The sequence below is a fragment of the Halobacterium wangiae genome (genome assembly GCF_021249345.1).
Taxonomy (GTDB): Archaea; Halobacteriota; Halobacteria; order Halobacteriales; family Halobacteriaceae; genus Halobacterium; species Halobacterium wangiae.
In genome coordinates this window covers 2,634,292-2,650,182 of record NZ_CP089588.1, presented here as the reverse complement: position 1 = coordinate 2,650,182, position 15,891 = coordinate 2,634,292, and the positions used below count along the sequence as shown (strand labels likewise).

17 protein-coding genes are annotated in these 15,891 nt (G+C 69.0%); 6 read left to right on the top strand and 11 right to left on the bottom strand.

Annotation, left to right across the window (positions count from 1 at the left end):
* Window positions 1-24 precede the first annotated feature (24 nt).
* Window positions 25-501 carry a carotenoid biosynthesis protein gene (locus tag LT965_RS14010; RefSeq protein WP_232701475.1) on the bottom strand — a complete coding sequence of 159 codons (477 nt, stop codon included), beginning with the start codon at window positions 499-501 and terminating at the stop codon, window positions 25-27.
* Between the two features lie 83 nt (window positions 502-584).
* On the opposite strand from LT965_RS14010, the gene LT965_RS14005 reads away from it, so the two are divergent.
* Complete coding sequence (locus LT965_RS14005; protein ID WP_232701474.1) at window positions 585-971, top strand: hypothetical protein; 387 nt, start codon at window positions 585-587, stop codon at window positions 969-971.
* Between the two features lie 21 nt (window positions 972-992).
* On the opposite strand, the gene LT965_RS14000 is transcribed toward LT965_RS14005, so the two are convergent.
* Genes LT965_RS14000 through LT965_RS13980 form a run of 5 tightly spaced genes read right to left on the bottom strand, consistent with a single transcriptional unit; the run spans window position 993 to window position 5,799 of the window.
* A complete protein-coding gene (locus tag LT965_RS14000; RefSeq protein WP_232701473.1) occupies window positions 993-1,757 on the bottom strand; it encodes an ABC transporter permease in 765 nt (254 codons plus the stop codon).
* Window positions 1,754-2,710 (bottom strand): ABC transporter ATP-binding protein, encoded by a 957-nt coding sequence (locus LT965_RS13995; RefSeq protein ID WP_232701472.1) that lies wholly within the window; start codon window positions 2,708-2,710, stop codon window positions 1,754-1,756. The genes LT965_RS14000 and LT965_RS13995 overlap by 4 nt, the downstream gene beginning before the upstream one ends.
* Window positions 2,711-2,755: 45 nt before the next feature.
* A complete protein-coding gene (locus LT965_RS13990; RefSeq protein WP_232701471.1) occupies window positions 2,756-3,895 on the bottom strand; it encodes a methyltransferase in 1,140 nt (379 codons plus the stop codon).
* A gap of 55 nt (window positions 3,896-3,950) precedes the next feature.
* The gene (locus LT965_RS13985) at window positions 3,951-4,886 is read right to left on the bottom strand and encodes a DUF7261 family protein (RefSeq protein WP_232701470.1); all 936 of its coding nucleotides are present in this window, start codon (window positions 4,884-4,886) and stop codon (window positions 3,951-3,953) included.
* 34 nt (window positions 4,887-4,920) lie between these two features.
* Window positions 4,921-5,799, bottom strand: coding sequence for a DMT family transporter (locus tag LT965_RS13980; RefSeq protein WP_232701469.1), 879 nt, complete (start codon window positions 5,797-5,799; stop codon window positions 4,921-4,923).
* Window positions 5,800-5,878: 79 nt separating this feature from the next.
* Between LT965_RS13980 and LT965_RS13975 the strand changes: the two genes are divergently transcribed.
* Window positions 5,879-6,802, top strand: coding sequence for a ketopantoate reductase family protein (locus LT965_RS13975; RefSeq protein WP_232701468.1), 924 nt, complete (start codon window positions 5,879-5,881; stop codon window positions 6,800-6,802).
* A gap of 3 nt (window positions 6,803-6,805) precedes the next feature.
* On the opposite strand, the gene LT965_RS13970 is transcribed toward LT965_RS13975, so the two are convergent.
* Window positions 6,806-7,414 carry a DUF6663 family protein gene (locus tag LT965_RS13970; RefSeq protein WP_232701467.1) on the bottom strand — a complete coding sequence of 203 codons (609 nt, stop codon included), beginning with the start codon at window positions 7,412-7,414 and terminating at the stop codon, window positions 6,806-6,808.
* A gap of 203 nt (window positions 7,415-7,617) precedes the next feature.
* On the opposite strand from LT965_RS13970, the gene lhgO reads away from it, so the two are divergent.
* Window positions 7,618-8,814 carry an L-2-hydroxyglutarate oxidase gene (gene lhgO, locus LT965_RS13965; RefSeq protein WP_232701466.1) on the top strand — a complete coding sequence of 399 codons (1,197 nt, stop codon included), beginning with the start codon at window positions 7,618-7,620 and terminating at the stop codon, window positions 8,812-8,814.
* Window positions 8,815-8,909: 95 nt separating this feature from the next.
* Here the strand turns inward: lhgO and LT965_RS13960 are convergent, their stop codons facing one another.
* On the bottom strand, window positions 8,910-9,860 hold the full coding sequence (locus tag LT965_RS13960; protein WP_232701465.1) for a DMT family transporter: 951 nt from the start codon (window positions 9,858-9,860) through the stop codon (window positions 8,910-8,912).
* 159 nt (window positions 9,861-10,019) lie between these two features.
* Between LT965_RS13960 and LT965_RS13955 the strand changes: the two genes are divergently transcribed.
* On the top strand, window positions 10,020-10,799 hold the full coding sequence (locus LT965_RS13955) for a helix-turn-helix transcriptional regulator (protein ID WP_232701464.1): 780 nt from the start codon (window positions 10,020-10,022) through the stop codon (window positions 10,797-10,799).
* Between the two features lie 56 nt (window positions 10,800-10,855).
* On the opposite strand, the gene LT965_RS13950 is transcribed toward LT965_RS13955, so the two are convergent.
* The 3 genes from LT965_RS13950 to LT965_RS13940 all read right to left on the bottom strand — a co-directional run bounded on the left by LT965_RS13950 (window position 10,856) and on the right by LT965_RS13940 (window position 12,702).
* The gene (locus tag LT965_RS13950) at window positions 10,856-11,104 is read right to left on the bottom strand and encodes a hypothetical protein (protein WP_232701463.1); all 249 of its coding nucleotides are present in this window, start codon (window positions 11,102-11,104) and stop codon (window positions 10,856-10,858) included.
* Window positions 11,105-11,215: 111 nt separating this feature from the next.
* Entirely contained in the window at window positions 11,216-12,160 is a 945-nt protein-coding gene (locus tag LT965_RS13945; protein WP_232701462.1) for a winged helix-turn-helix domain-containing protein, read from the bottom strand.
* Between the two features lie 56 nt (window positions 12,161-12,216).
* The gene (locus LT965_RS13940; protein WP_232701461.1) at window positions 12,217-12,702 is read right to left on the bottom strand and encodes a metal-dependent hydrolase; all 486 of its coding nucleotides are present in this window, start codon (window positions 12,700-12,702) and stop codon (window positions 12,217-12,219) included.
* A 198-nt stretch (window positions 12,703-12,900) separates the two neighbouring features.
* Here LT965_RS13940 and LT965_RS13935 point away from each other — a divergent pair, with 198 nt between their 5' ends.
* Window positions 12,901-14,697: a right-handed parallel beta-helix repeat-containing protein gene (locus LT965_RS13935; protein ID WP_232701460.1), complete on the top strand. Its 1,797-nt coding sequence runs from the start codon at window positions 12,901-12,903 to the stop codon at window positions 14,695-14,697.
* 25 nt (window positions 14,698-14,722) lie between these two features.
* Window positions 14,723-15,829, top strand: coding sequence for a M24 family metallopeptidase (locus tag LT965_RS13930; RefSeq protein ID WP_232701459.1), 1,107 nt, complete (start codon window positions 14,723-14,725; stop codon window positions 15,827-15,829).
* Window positions 15,830-15,891: the final 62 nt, after the last annotated feature.

The window sequence follows — 15,891 nt, the reverse complement described above, 5'->3', positions numbered from 1 at the left end:
GAGGTCTGCCGTATCGGTTTCGGTTCAGAGGTACGGTACGGCGAGTCCTGCAGTAACGGCGCTGATGACCAGCCAGCCGGCGAAGTTCCACCAGGGGACCCCACGCCGCCGGGGGCCAGACAGGTCGTCGGTGTACGTCCAGTGCCCGTTCTCGACGCCCTGGTGGTCAACGAGCACGTCGTAGGCGGTGGCGAGGACCGCGCCGAGGGCGACTGCCGCCCAGCCGTCCGAGGCGAGCAGCGCGACGCGGAAGGCGACGTAGACGGCCCCCGTCCAGCCGAACAGGACGTACAGCGGAACGCCCAGCAGTTTCGGGCCGACGTGGTGTTCGAGCATCCCCAGGTTGATGACGACGGCCTCCGCGACGAACGCGACGACGGCGCCGCCACCGAACAGCGCCACGACGGCTTCGAGCGGCCACGTCAGCAGCGCGTGCGCGAGCGCGACGACACCGAGTGCGACCGTCGTCGCCGCGAAGGTGCGGGAACTGGTAGCTGCCATGGGTCGGCTACTCGACCGCAGCGGGAAAAATCCAGGCGACGTTCGGAGTAGCGCTTATGCGCGAACCTGACGTACACGGAGGTATGCTCCAGAGGCTCCTCGCAGCCGGCGGTGTCGTGGAGGTCCTGTTCCCGGGCACACTCGTCGACGTCGGCGAACGCGTCGCCAGCAGGAATCCAGACGCCTGTGAACGCAAGCCCTGGGTAGTGTCGATCGCGCGTCTCGAGGGCCTCGTCTTCCTCTTCCTCGCGTGGCGCTCGGACGCCGCCTACTCGGCGTTCAAGCAGTTCATGGGCGTGATGGGCGTGGTGATGACGCTGTTCCCGCGACAGTACGTCGACGTCGCGACCGGGCTGAGCTACGAGGACGCGGCGGCCTGCGAGTGGGAGCCGTGGGTGTACTCGCTCACCCGGGCGCTCGGTCCCGTGTACGTTCTCGTTGGCCTCCGGGAGTGGCTCCGGAAGCAGTAACCGCGCACGAGCGTCGGTGACTCACTCGGAGATCCCGTAGCCGCGCTTGAACAGCAGCAGGTCGACCGAGAGGACGGCGACCGTCGCGGCGGAGAGGACAGCCAGCGACGTGTTCGGGTCGATCTCGGTGACGCCGACCATCCCGTACCGGACGCCGTTGACCATGTACACCATCGGGTTGAACAGCGAGACGGTGCGCCAGAGCGGGGGGAGGACGTCCAGTGAGTAGAACACCGCTCCGAAGAACACCAGCGGCCGGAGGATGAACTGGTTCATGACGGTGAGGTGGTCGAAGTCGTCGGCCGACAGCCCACCGACGACACCGAGGCCACCGAACAGCACGGTGATTACCACGAGAAAACTGACCAGGTAGAACGGGTTGGCGACCTGGGGAGTGGTGAACAGCAGACCGACGACGACGATGAGCAGAGCGGTGACGATGCCGCGCACGGCGCTCGCGGTCACGTACGAGGCGACGACACTCCCGTGAGACATCGGCGACGTGATGACCTCGTCGATGTACTCGTTCCACCGCCCGTGGAAGATGGAGAACGACGCGTTCTCGAAGGCGTCGGAGATGGCGCCGAGGACGACCAGCCCCGGGAGCACGAACTGGATGTAGCTCACGCCGGCAATGGACCCGATGCGGCTCCCCAGGATGACACCGAACACGGCGAAGTACAGCGTGTTGGTGATTATTGGGGGGAGGAAGGTGTTGTAGGGGCGTCTGACGAACCGGAGGATCTCCCGCCGGATCAGACTCTTCAGCTGGGTGCGCTGTCTCACGCGACCACCTCGGCGTCCTCGGACTCCCCCGTCTCCTCACCGGTCCGTGTCATGTCCACGAACACCTCTTCGAGGCTCGTGCGAGCGATGTCGACGTCGACGACGCGGTGGCCGGCGGCCTCCAGTCGGCGGATGGCGACCGGCACCGCCTCGCTCCCGCTGGTCGCGCGTAGCGTGACGGTGTCGCCGTCGAGTTCGACGGTCTCGATGCGGTCGCCCGTGATGTCGGGAATCGCCGTCGCGGGTGCGGCGAGCGAGAGGGTCACGGTGTCGGTGCCGCGCTCGGTGAGTTCGTCGGGCGTCGCGACCGTCACCTTCCGGCCGGAGTCGACGATGGCGACCTGGTCGCAGAGGCGTTCGGCCTCTTCGATGTAGTGGGTGGTGAGCAGGATTGTGGTGCCGTCGTCGTTCAGCTGGCGGATGACGTCCCAGAGGTCGCGGCGCAGTTCCACGTCGACGCCCGCCGTGGGTTCGTCGAGGATGAGCAGGTCGGGGTCGGTGACCATCGCGCGGGCGAGCATGAACCGTCGCTTCATCCCGCCGGAGAGCCAGTCGAAGCGCGTGTCCTCCTTGGCCTCCAGACCGACCGTCTCGAGGGCTTCGAGCGCGCGCTGCTCGGCGACCCCCTCGGAGACACCGTGGTAGCCGGCCTTGTGCATCAGCACCTCGCGGATGGGGAAGAACCGGTCGACGTTGAACTCCTGTGGTGCGAGGCCGATGGCGTCGCGGGCCTGTCGGTAGTCGGACTCGACGTCGTGCCCGAACACCTCGGCGGTCCCGCTGGTCTTGCGCACGAGGCCGACGAGCGTCTCGATGAACGTCGTCTTCCCCGCGCCGTTCGGCCCGAGCAACCCGAAGAACGAACCCTCGGGCACGGTCAGCGAGAGGCCGTCGAGCGCCCGGACGTCCCCGTACTCCTTGACGAGGTCGTCGGTGCGTATCGCCGGTGGCATTGGTAGATTGGAGTCGCGTGACGCGGTTAAACGTCGCGAAACCAGTCAGTTCCGCGCCCGGACGACCGCGTGCTCTTCCCCGTGAGCCACCGTCTCTACGCGGGAGAACGCGCGGTCCAGCGGCAGGTCGAGGGCCTCGTGGTGGACCGCGAGGAACTCCCCGCCCGACTGGAGCACGTCGCTCGCCCGCGCGAACAGTTCGTGGAGGACGCTCGTCCCGGCGTGCGTGGGCGGGTTCGACACCACGAGGTCGAACGTGTCGGCGGGGAGGCCGGCGGCGCAGTCCGCGGTCTCCACGCGGCCGTCGAGGCCGTTCGCGTCGAGCGTGCGACGCGTACAGGCGGTGGCGACCGCGCTGTCGTCGGTGAACCACGTCTCGCAGCCGCGGTCGGCAACGACCGCTCCGAGCGGGCCGTAGCCACAGCAGAGGTCCAGGACCGTGTCCTCGGGGTCGGGGTCGACCGTCTCCGCGAGCAGCTGTGTCCCGTGGTCGACGTGGCCGCCGGAGAACACGCCCGGGTACGTGGCGAAGGTGAACTCGTCGCCGGCCACCGAGTCGGTGAACTCGTCGAAGGTGGCGTACTCGGTGGGCGGCAGCGTCGCGGGGCGTTCGGCGCGGAACAGGCGCACGCCCGCTCGTTTGTCGATCCGGTCGACGCCGCCTGCGATGTCCGCGAGCGCGTCCCGGTAGCGTTTCCCGCCCTCCCTCGGGTGCGCTGCGAGGTAGAGGTCGCTACCGGGGCGGAGTGCGGCGAGCGCGTCCGCGATGTGCTGTTTCACGGCGTCCACGGGGTCGTAGTCCCGGGGCGCGTACGCGACCACGTCGAACTGGGTGTCGGCGGTCGCGTCGGGGAGCGTCGCCTCGAGCGCCACGTCACCGGCAACGTCGTTGGCGGCGAGGTTGCGCTCGCAGAGGCCTGCCGCACGCGCGCTCGTCTCCGCCAGGAGCGTCCGCCCGGATGGCGATAGCGCGCCGAGAACGGTGCCCACGACGCCGTAGTTCGCCGCCGGGACGAGGACGTCGGCGTCCGCCGCGGGGTCGACGTGTTCCAGCAGCAGGAGGTCTGCAGCGCGAAAGCCGTCCGGCGAGGCGACGCCCGCCGCGGCGGAGAACACGAACTCGTCGGGGCCGCGGTCGGCGTGCGAGCGGAGGCGGTGTTCGTGGGCACTCGCGTCCCGTGTCATACCCGGAGTTCCGGGCGGTCGTGCAAAAACACCCCCGGTGTGCAGCGAGTCCGCCTCAGGCAGCGACGGCGTCCGTCTCCTCGGCCGGCGCCGACTCGGGTGCGAGCACCACCGTCGTCTCGTAGGTGAGCGTCGCACGGCGGAACGTGACGTCCACGTCGGCGCTGTAGATGGCGGGTGTGAACGTCGGGGCGTCGCCCGAGTCGGCGTCAGCGTAGGATGTCGCGGGGAGCGCAGTCTGGTTATCGAGGACCACCTGGTAGCGACCGGTGGCGTCCCCGCCGTTGGCTACCTCCAGCCGGTAGGGTGCCGTGACGTTCTCCGCGAACGTCCAGTTCGAGACCGGTCTGCCGTCGACGGTCCCCTCCGTCACGTCGATGGTGACGTTCGCGCCGAGGTCGGCCTCGCTCCAGACGACGCTCCCATTCTCGCGCACCGCTACGTCCGTCCCACCGCTCCCGTTGCCGACCGTCTCGACGCTCCAGGACGCGGTGCCGTCCGTCGCGGTCAGCGTCAACGGCGTGGCGTCGCTGGTCGGGTTCGCCTCGACGTGGAACCGTCGCGCGTCGGCCACGTCGGTCGCTACGGTCCAGTCGGCGTCGCCGTTCGCGTCGGAGAAGTTCCGCTCCTCGAACTGGAAGACTCGGGTGCCGTTGTTCACGTCGGCGAGCGACGTCTCGGTCACCGCCCCGCCACCGGCCGCCAGCCGCGAGGCGTTCCCGTCCCACGTCTCGACGCCCGCCGCCAGCGAGCCGTTCAGCGACGCGTAGTCCGCGTTGTCGAGTCGGTTCACTTCCGAGAGGACGCCGCCGACGCCACGCTCGACGGCGTTTTCGAAGCCGACGGCGTCGTCCGCGCGGCCGTGGTTCCGGGTAGCGAGGTTCTCCGTGAACACCACCGCGTTGAGCACGAGTGCAAGGGCGACGAACGCCACGGCGAGACCGAGTCCCGCGACGAGCAGCAACTGGCCGCGTCGGTCCCGCGAGTTCATCTGTTCGCTCCGTGGCGGGCGGGGCACAAAAGGGTTACCGCGCTCGCGCCGTGCTGACCAGCGCGACGCCGACGCCCATCAGTACGCCCCCGACCGCGAATCCGGGGCCGAGCACCTCCCCGAGCAGGAGCGCGCCGAGCGCGGCACCGACCAGTGGCTGTGCGAAGAAGCACGCCGCGACGACGGTGGCGGTGGTTCGCTCGACGCCGCGGTACCAGAGGAACCACGCGGCGGCCGTGCTGCCGAGTCCGAGGTACGCGACGGCCCCGATAACGCCGGGCGTGAACGTGAGCGTCACGTCGGTCACGGCGAGTTCGGCGGCCGCGGGCACCGCCAGCATCGGCACCGCCGCGAGCGAACTGTACGTGGCCGCGACGAGCGCGCCGTGCTTCCGGACGAGTCGCGCACCGTCGACGGTGTACGCCGCCCACGCCGCGCTCGCAACGAGCAGCGCCAGAATGCCGACGAGGTCGCCGCCGCCCAGCGCGAGGCCGTACTGCCCGGCGAGCACGAGCAGTGTGCCGACGCCCGCGGCGGTCATCCCCGAGGCAGAACGCGGCGTCAGCACCTCGTCGAGCATCGCCACGCCGAGCAGGAGCGTGAAGACGGGCGTCAACACCGTGAGCAGCGCGCCCTGGCTCGCCGTCGTGCGGTCGGTGCCGACGAACTGGGTGGCGAGCGTGAGCGCCACCCAGAGGCCCAGTCGGAGCATCCCGCGGCGGTCCTTCGTAGACAGCGAGGGCGTGGCGTCGAGCGCGCGAACGGCGACGTACAGCGCGACGCCGCCGACCAGCACCCGGAGGAACGCGAGCGTGACGGCCGGGACGGAGCCGAACCCCCACTTGCTCACGACGTACATCCCGCCCCAGAGCGCGGCGGCGGCCAGCGGCGGGGCCGCGTCCCGGAGTCCCATGCGTCCCCATGAGTGGTCCCGGCCCTGAAGCTACCGGCGAACCCCGCACGCTTTACCGGCACCCGTCCAACGACCGGCCATGCGCGTCGTACTGCTGGGCGCGGGGTCGATCGGGTCGCTGTTCGGGGGCCTGCTCGCGACCGCCGGCGCCGACGTGACGCTGCTGGGCCGCGACGGCGACCACCTCGACCGGGTGGCAGCCGACGGCCTCCGTCTCTCGCACCCCGACGGACGCACGGAGACGGTCCGCGTCGACACGGCGACCGACCCCGCTGTGGCGAGCGGCGCGGACCTACTGGTCGTCTGCGTGAAGAGCTACGACACCGACGAGGCGATGCGCACCGTCGCAGCCCACCTCGACGGCGCGGACGTGCTGACGCTCCAGAACGGCCTGGGGAACGTCGAGACCATCGCGGAGTACGTCCCCCGGGAGCACGTCGTCGCGGGGACGACTGCCCAGGGTGCCACCCTCGAAGCCCCTGGGAAGGTGCGGCACGCCGGCGGCGGTGAGACGACCGTCGGGCGCTACTTCGCGCCGAACGACGACCACGTCGACGCTATCGCGGCACTGCTCACCGACGCGGGGGTCGAGACCACCGTCGCCGGCGACCCCGAGCGAGCGGTGTGGTCGAAGGTGCTCGTCAACGCCGGCATCAACGCCGCGACGGCGCTGGCGCGAGTGCCCAACGGCGCGCTCGTCGAGCGGGCGTCGGGCGAACGCCTGCTCCGGCGCGCGGTCGAAGAGGGAGTGGCGGTCGCGCGGGCCGAGGGCGTCGACGTCCCCGACGACGCCGTCGAGACGGCTCGCCAGGTGGCCAGGCGGACGGCGACGAACCGCTCGTCGATGCGCCAGGACGTCGAGCGCGGGACGCAGACGGAGATCGAGTCGCTCAACGGCGAACTCGTGCGGCGAGCGGACGTGCACGGCCTGGACGCACCGGTGAACGAGACGCTCGCGGACCTCGTTCGACTGGCAGCAGCGCGTGAACCCGTAGAGAACTAGGACTCAGACTTCCGACGGTCGGGGACAGTCGTAGGTGTCTCGGACGGTATCCGCGAGCACGGAGTGCTTCTGGAGGACGAGGTAGACGACGACGAAGTCGTGTTCGAGCGGGTGGAAGACGAACACCTCGTGGTCGCAGTCCTCGGCCTCGTCGAGGCGGTCGAGCAGCGGTTCCAGCGGGAGCGCGCCGGTCCGGATCTCCTCGAAGACGTCCCGCTCGCCGGGCTGCTCGGCGAACGCGTACACCGCACCGTTCGGCTCGCCGTCCGTGCTGAACGTGGGACGGCCGGTGACGCCCACCCCCTCCTGGTGGGCCTCCTCCATCGTTTCGAGGGCGGCCTCGAAGAGCCCACTGACGCCGTTCTTGAACGTGAACAGCGTCCGCTCCTCGATGTCGCAGTCGACGAAACGGGCGTCGCCGTCGTCCCACGCCAGCGTCGCGGCGACGAGGTAGCCCGGACGGAGCGCCTCGACCGTCTCGGCGAGGTCCCCGCCGGCATCGACGACGACACGCACGGGCTCGTGGTCGGCCCGGTCGAGCAACAGCAGGTCGTCGGGGTAGTCGGGCGCGGGCCCGAGAACTCTGAACCTGCTCTCCGTCGTGGTCTCCATGGGTCGACGTTGCCAGCGAGCGGGGAAAAGGGCATCCGTCTCGACTGGCGTTTCGCGTGGCCGTGCCTCTGAGCGACGGCACTCGTGGTTGGTGGGGTGCCGGCATAAGTGAGTCCCCGTCGGCACCTGTTACCGAGAGTACGACCCGGGCGAACCACTAGGTGGTCCGAAACGACTTCACCCCCGGCCCACAACCCGGGTGCATGGAACACGACGTGGTCGTCGTCGGCGGTGGCTGTGTCGGCATCTCTACGGCCTACCACCTCGCGACGCGGACGGACCTCGACGTCGGAGTGGTGGAGAAGGAACACCACCTCGCCGTCCATCAGAGCGGGCGGAACTCGGGCGTCCTCCACCCGGGGTTCAACTACGAACCGGGCACCCAGAAGGCCGAGTTCGCCGTCGAGGGCACGCGCCGGATGAAGGCGTTCTGCGCGGAACACGACGTCCCCTGCGAAGAGGTCGGCGTGGTGGTCGCGGCCCGAACCCGGACGGAGGAGCGGCGCCTCGACGAACTCGCCGCGCAGGCCGACGCGAATGGCGTGGAGGCGACCGTCGTCGGCCGCGAGCGCCTCCGGGAACTCGAACCCGAAGCCGCGGGCCGGGCGGCACTACACTGCCCCGCCGCCGCGTCCGTCGACGCCCAGCAGTACGTCTACGCCCTCGCCCGGGAGGCCCGCGAGGCGGGCGTCACTGTCCACCTCGACACACGCGTGACGGGCCTCGAACGTACTGCGGGTGGTTACCGGGTGGCGACGGACTCCGGCCCGCTGGACGCCGGTGTCGTCGTCAACGCGGCGGGCCTGCAGGCGGACCGCATCGCACACTCCGTCGGCGTCGGCGAGGACTACCGGGTGGTGCCGTTCCGCGGGGAGTACTACGAGGTGACGCCCGACCGCCGCGGGCTGGTGAACTCGATGATCTACCCGACCCCGGACCCGGAGTTGCCGTTCCTCGGCGTCCACTTCACGCGTCGCGCCGACGGGTCGGTCATCGTCGGGCCGAACGCGGTGCTGGCGTTCGGACGCGAGGCATACGAGAACACGGACGTGAACCTCGGGGACCTCCGCGACGCCCTCGGCTACGAGGGGTTCTGGCGACTGTTCGCGTCACCGAAGATGGTCCGCGTCGCCGCGGTGGAACTCGGCAAGTCGTTCTCGAAGCCGCGGTTCGCGGCCGCCGCGCGGAAACTGCTGCCGGCGCTCCGGGACGACGACCTCGTGCCGAGTTACGCGGGCGTCCGGGCGCAGGTCGTCTCGCGGGACGGCGACCTGGTCAAACAGCCGCTGTTCGTCGAAGAAGAGCGCGCGGTGCACGTCCTGAACGCGGTGTCGCCGGGGCTGACGTGTTCGCTACCGTTCGGCGAACACCTCGCCGAACGCGTCGAGACGCTCGTTTAGCGGTAGCTGCTAGCACCGTCTCTGTTTTCGACACCAGGCCGGGAACCGCGACGCGTGTTCCGCCACCACGGCGTTCTACCGTCGAGTCAGCCACGTCAGGGTGACTCCGTCCGGATCCTTCGGACTACTCCGTCGTACTCCTCGTAGAACGCTTCGCGCTTCAGCAGGACGAATCCGGAGACGATCAGGAAGAACCCGGCGAGGGTCACTCCGGTGATCTGTTCGGCGAACAGCGCCCAACTGAACACCGTCCCGGTCATCGCTGCCCCGTACGTGACGAGGTTGAGTTCGACGGACCCGAGGCGGGGCAACAGGTCGAAGTAAATCAGGTACCCGAGTGCGCTCACGAACACGCCGAGGTACAGGAGTGCGAGGAGTCCCTGTGTAGACACCCGAACTAGCTGGAGTGATTCACTCGCACTCCAGTAACTGGCACCGTGTGCGACGACCCCGCCAACCAGCATCGCCCACGCGGTCCGCGGCGCGAACGGCATCGCTGCGTCCGCCCACTGTGTTAGGACGCCCCCGAGCGCGAAGGAGGCGGCAGCCAACACCAGGATCACCTGGCCGAGCGTGTCCGCCGCCAGCAGATTCGACGGGTCGGGTCGCGTGATCACGGCCAGCCCGACGAAACCGAGGCCGACGCCGACCAACTCGACGACGCCGAAGGCCTCCTCGGGCAGCAAGACCTTGGCGAATCCGATCGTGAGGAGTGGAATCAGGCCGGCGAGAATCGCGGCAATCGCACTCGGGACGGTCTGCTGGCCGACGTTCAACAGTACGCTGTATCCGGCGAGTGTGAGCGCACCGCCCGCGAGTACGGCGAGCCAGTCACGACCGTCCCGTGGCCGCCAGTAGTCGTACGAACGAGCAGCGTACAGCAGTAACAGCACTGCGGCGAGGTCGAGGCGGAACGCGGCGAGGAGGATGGGCGGGAACGCTTCGAGGCCGACCTTCACCGCGGGGTACGTGCCACCCCACAGACTTGCCAAGGTCACGAACAGGACAGCATTCCGGAGTCGGTGGTCGAGAATCGTGGCACTCATCGATTAGACACCACTCGGAGTCCGGTCTGTAACATACCACTGGTCTGGCCCGCTCGAACGTAGGTGATTCTCGAAACTCTTGCAGCGTGGTGAAAACGTTTCACGGGTCGAACTCTCGGTGATACCGCCGTTTATCACGACGCGCAGTCTTGAACTGCTATGGAACGGTCGCTGGACGAGATTGCGTATCTGTCCCGGTCAGAGAATCGGGTTCGCGTACTCGACGTGCTCACGAGCGACGCACTCACGCGCCGCGAACTGGAGGCCGAAACTGGTGCGTCACAGGCGACGCTCAGCCGGGTGTTAGAGGACTTCCGGGACCGAGGGTGGGTGTCGAAGGAGGACGCGCTCTACGAGGCAACGGCATTCGGTACGTGGATTTCGAACGCTGTTAGTGGCCTCCAGGAGGCAGTCCGTGTCGGCGAGGACTTGCGGGAGGTCGCGCCGTTGTTGCCCACAACTGTCGACGGGTTCGACGTGAGGTGGCTCGCTGACGCCGAGGTGGTCACGCCGACACAGACGGAGCCGAACGCGCCGATGGACCGCGTCGAGAACGAATTACAGACTGGTCGGGACGTTCGAGTGCTCTCGTACGCATACAACAGGAACTGCCTCGATGCGAACGTGGCTGCCGTTCAGGAGCGCGGGCAACGGTACGAGGGCGTCTATACCGACGATGCAATCCGGTCGCTGTACGAGGAACCCGAGTGGCGTGACCAGCTGGAATCGATTCTCGATGCCGACACAGTGACGATCTCGGTGTACGACGGAGCGGTCCCCTGCTCGGTCGAGGTCGTAGACGGGGAGGTCCATCTGATACTCCGAGATGACCAGGGTGTCGTCCGTGCAGTCGTGGCATCCGGGTCAACGCCGCTGCGTGAGTGGGCAGAGTCCCTGTTCGAGCAGTATCTCGAAGACGCCGAGCCGGTCGATCTCTGAACTGTCTACAGCGGCGTAGCTACGGGGCACTCTAGAGAAAGCACCCGTATTGGCAACTACGTGGAGACCCGTTCGGCGACCGCCGCGCCGAGGCGGCCGACGCCGAACAGCACGCCGAAACCGACCGTCACGACGACAGGGAGGCCGAACAGGACCAGCGCGAGCGGGTGGGTGGCGACGACAGCGAGCGCAGCGAGCGTAGCGGCCAACCCGGCGACAGCGACGAGGGCGACGAGCAGCACGCGCAGGACGCGGAGCGCGGGCGATACCGGGTGGTGTCCGGGGGAGTGGGTGGTGGTTGTCATCTGTCTCTCCTCGTCTGTACGGAGGGTCACCACCAGCATAAGTGTCCGCAGAATTATACTTCTGTCCGGCGAGAAACTGAAATCCAGTTCTGTCTGGGGGCTGTGAGGTCGTCAGTTGGCGGTGGTCCGCGCGCCGTCCTCGCCGGTGGTCCGGCAGCGGCGTTCGGTGTCGAGGACCTGCAGGTCGCCGTCGAGCGTGACCGTCAGCTCCTCGTCGTCGAGGGGAATCGTCACCGACACGCGTACGGGGTCGTCCTCGAACGTCGTCGACTCGTCGGTGACACACCAGCGGAGCGTCCAGTGCTTGCGGGTGTTCAACTCGACGCCGTGGTCGGCGTGGTAGGCGACCACCTTCGATTCGTCCAGCAGCGAGAGGCCGACGGGCGAGGAGATGGTGTGCTGGCACTGCGCGCAGGTGTGGTCGACGCGTACGTCGCCGCCGAGTTTCCCCTCGGCGTCGGGGACCACCGAGGTGTCCATCCGGCCGCCGCACTCCGGGCAGACGCCGTCCGCCGCGAGGCAGTGGAGGTGGCGCACGCGCTGGTCGAAGGCGGCCTCGAGTTCGGTGGTCGTCCGGTTCCGGAGGCCGCCCGGCGGGAAGCCGTAGCGGCCGTACGTCGCGTCGCAGTCGGTGCAGCCGACGGCGAGGCGCTCGTCGGCGTAGCGACCCTCGAGGCTGCCGCCGCAGTCGAAGCACTCGCCCGTGACGGGGAACTCCAGTGAGACGCGGTCGGTGAACGTGCCCGCGAGGATAGCCCGGACCACCTTCTCGCCGGCGTACTGGAACTCGTAGCCGCCCTCGACCTGGCGGACGAAGTGGTCGGTGAGCTTCGAGAGGTGGTAGTTGAACTGGGCGCTGTCCCGCATCCCGACGCGCTTCCGGAGGTCGGAGAACGCCACCGGCTGGTCGGGGGCGAGCCACAGCTCCTGGAGGATCTGGATGCGCGTCTCGTTGCCGAGCAGGGCGAAGGCTTCGGCGGGGGGCAGGCCGTCCTCGAGGCAGCCAGTCGCGCCGTCGAGGCCGGCGGCGTCGATGGGTGTGTCGGAGCCGCTCATACGCGGAGCTACGGTGAACTGTCCGATAAGCGTTCCCACAAACGAGTTTCTGTTGGCTAGTAGACACCAGCGGCCGTCGCCACCGCGGCGACGGTAGCGAACGCTCCGACGGCGAGCAGTCCAGCGTTCCAGAGCACGCTGTCGGAGGGTCCCGCGTCCAGGGAGAACCGCCGGCCTGTCAGTGGCCAGAGCAGCGGGACGCCCCGCGGCGTGAGCGCGTCGGCGAGCAGGTGCGCGAGGACGGCGAACGCCGCCAGGCCGCCCGCACCGGCCGCCACCAGTTCCCGCGAGGCCACCGCCACGGGTGCGAACCAGACGGCGGCCCACACGGCCGCCCCGACGAACGCGGCGAACGCGACTGTGTGGGTCACGCCACGGTGGGCCATCAGCGGAATCGAGAGGTCGACGTCCGGGAGCAGGGTCAACGCGAGGACGAGCGCACCGCCCGTCACGCCGGCCACGACGTGACCCTGGGCGGCGAGCACGTACAGCACGGGGGCGTAGGAGAGCAGCGCGACGCCGTAGTGACCACTCCGGTGCACACCCGACGGTGGCGGCCGGGGTAGTAGAACGTTCCGGCCCCGGCCAGAGATCGCTAGAAATCGCCGCACTCGTCCGGACTAGTGCTGGCACTCTGCCACCGGGGTGTAACCAGCTGGCCACTACCGGTGGTCTCCTGGGGGGCTTCGTGGCACGACTCGGCCACAATTGCGACTTACGTGCGAGCCGATACCCGTCGTATGTCGAACAGTCGGCCGGACGGAGTGCGGAGAGTACTGCTCCGAGTTCTCGTCGTGCTCGTCGCGGCCATCGTCGTCACCTCACCCGTAACAGTCGCCGTGGCGACCCCGACGACGCCGGCGAACCGGGCGACGGCGACCGATGGCGCCGTGGCCGGTCCGTCGCCAGCCCCGGAAACCGGGGACGAGTCGCGACAGGAGTCCAAGCAGATCGACTCCTGTACGACCATCACGGAGCCCGGGCGCTACGAATTGAGCAGTGACGTCAGTAGCCAGTCGGCGGAGGTCTGCATCCACGTCCGGGCGAGCGACGTCGTCCTCGACGGGAACAACCACACGGTCGCCGGGAACCGGACGAACGACAGCGTCGGCGTCCTCGTCTACAGCGAGACGCCCGGCGCCCCGGTCGAGCGGAACCAGACGCTCTCCTCGGTGACGGTCCAGGACCTCCGGGTCACCGACTGGGAGCGCGGCGTCGTCGTCGGCGACATCGCGGGCATAGGTACGGAAGCGCACCTCCTGGACGTCGTCGCGACCAACAACACCCAGACCGGCGTCAGGATGACGGAAGCAGAGGGTGGTAGCGTGGAGAACGTCACCGCGACCGAGAACCGGGACGGCTTCAGCTTCTGGGAGGTCAGCGACGTCACCGCTCGGAACGTCACCGCCAGCGACAACGACCAGCTCGGCTTCGGGCTCTACCAGAACGTCGAGAACAACACGTTCAGGAACGTGACCGCGACCGGGAACGGACCGGTGGGGTACGCCTCGGCCGGCATCTACCTCTCGACCGACGTGGTGAACAACGTCTTCGTGGACGCCTACGTGGCGAACAACGACGGGCCGGGGGTCAGGTTCTCCGACAGCTTCCGGAACGAACTCCGTAACGTGGTCGTCGAGTCGAACGCTAACCGCGGCCTCTTCGGTGCTCGTGCGAGCGGCGAGTACCTCCAGAACGTGACGTTCAGGGACAACGGCGGTCCCGAGGTCGAACTCACCGACGGCGGCGTCGGTGCCGACGAACTGCGACTCGACACGGTCGCCTCGCTGTCCTTCCGGGACGAACAGATCGTCCTCGAACCGTTCGACACCGCGAACCTCTCGTCGGGACCGCCCAACTCCCGGGCCGCCGACCGCGGGGTCGAACTCTCGAACGTCAGGGGAGAGGTCACCCTGACCTTCGACTACGACGGCGAGGAGGCGAGCGCGAGACTGTGGCGGTACGACGGCTCCGAGTGGACCCTCGTCCACGACGTGACCGTCGACGAGACGGCGAACACCCTCACCGGGACCGTGACCGACGACGGCCGACTGGTCGCCGCCGAGTCGACCCTGAGCCAGTCGTCCGGGAACGACACTGGGGTGAGCGGAGCCGACGCGCCGTTCGTCGTCCGCTCGCTGCGCGACGACGCCGACTTCACGTACGAGTTCGTCGTCGGCGGCACCGTCGAACCACACGCCACCGCCGGCGTCTCGGCCGACAGCGAGGACACCGTCAGCGAGAACGGCGACGGCACGGCGACGGTGACCGGCGAGACCGGGAACGCCGCGGGCGACGCCTTCCTCGTCACCGGCGAGATCGTCGAGTTCACCCTCAGTGGTGTCGACTCCGGCTACGAACTCACGTTCGCCGGCGAGGACGTCACCGGGGAACTGGCGGCGACAGACCGACAGGAGACCGAGAGCGACGGTGTGGCTACCGGCGCGATACCCGCGAACGACGTCTGGTACCGCCTGCTGTTCGTCGGCACGCACGTGGCCGCGGGCGGGGCGACGGTCCCGGTGGCGGGGAGTTAAGGGCGCCGGCCGTCCTCGGGGACGTATGCAGAACTTCGAGGACCGCACTCGACGCTGTCGACGACGGCTCCGCGAACGCGGCGCGGCCGGCGTCGTGCTGTTCCCGAGTCCGAACCTCTACTACCTCGGCGGCTTCCACGAGGAGCCCTCCGAGCGACACCTGTTCCTGTTCGTCCCCAGCGAGGGTGACCCGGCGTTCGTCGCGCCCGAACTGTACGGCGACCAGATCCGGGACGAGAGCTGGGTCGAGGACGTGCGGCTCTGGGCGGACGGCGACGACCCGGTGGAACTGGTCGCCGAGACGGCCACCGACCTCGGGATGGCGTCCGGCGAACTGCTCGCGGACCCGACGATGTGGGCACGGTTCACGCAGGACCTGCGTGCGGCGCTCCCGGACGCCGAGTGGGGGCTCGCCGACGAGGTGCTGGGCCCGCTCCGCGTGCGCAAGGACGACGCGGAACTCGACGCGCTCCGGCGCGCGGGCGAGGTAGCCGACGCGGCGATGCGGGACGTCGGGGAACTCGGCGATGACGCGGTCGGGATGACGGAGGCGGACCTCGTCGAGTACGTCGAGGAGCGACTCGTCGCCCACGGCGGAGACGGCCCCTCGTTCGGCACCATCGCGGGCAGCGGGCCGAACGGCGCGAAACCCCACCACCGCCACTCGGACCGCGAAGTCCAGCGAGGCGACCCCGTCGTCTTCGACTTCGGGACGCGCGTCGACGGCTACCCCAGCGACCAGACGCGGACGGTAGTCCCGGCGGGCGACCCGCCGGCCGAGTTCGAGTCGGTCCACGACGTCGTCCGCGAGGCACAGCAGGCCGCCGTCGACGCCGTGGAACCGGGCGTGACGGCCGGCGCGGTGGACGCGGCGGCCCGCGAGGTCATCGAGGCTGCGGGCTACGGCGACGAGTTCGTCCACCGCACCGGGCACGGCGCCGGTCTCGAGGTCCACGAGGAACCCTACATCGTCGCGGGGAGCGACCGCGAACTGGAGACCGGGATGGTGTTCTCCGTCGAACCCGGCGTCTACCGCCCCGGCGAGTTCGGCGTGCGCATCGAGGACCTGGTGGTCGTCACGGAGGACGGCTGCGAGCGCCTGAACCGGACGGACCGCGGCTGGCGGACGTGAGACACCGGCTCCACAGGGGCCACTAACGTTCACGCAATCTAACCTGTGCGAAATTTTATAAC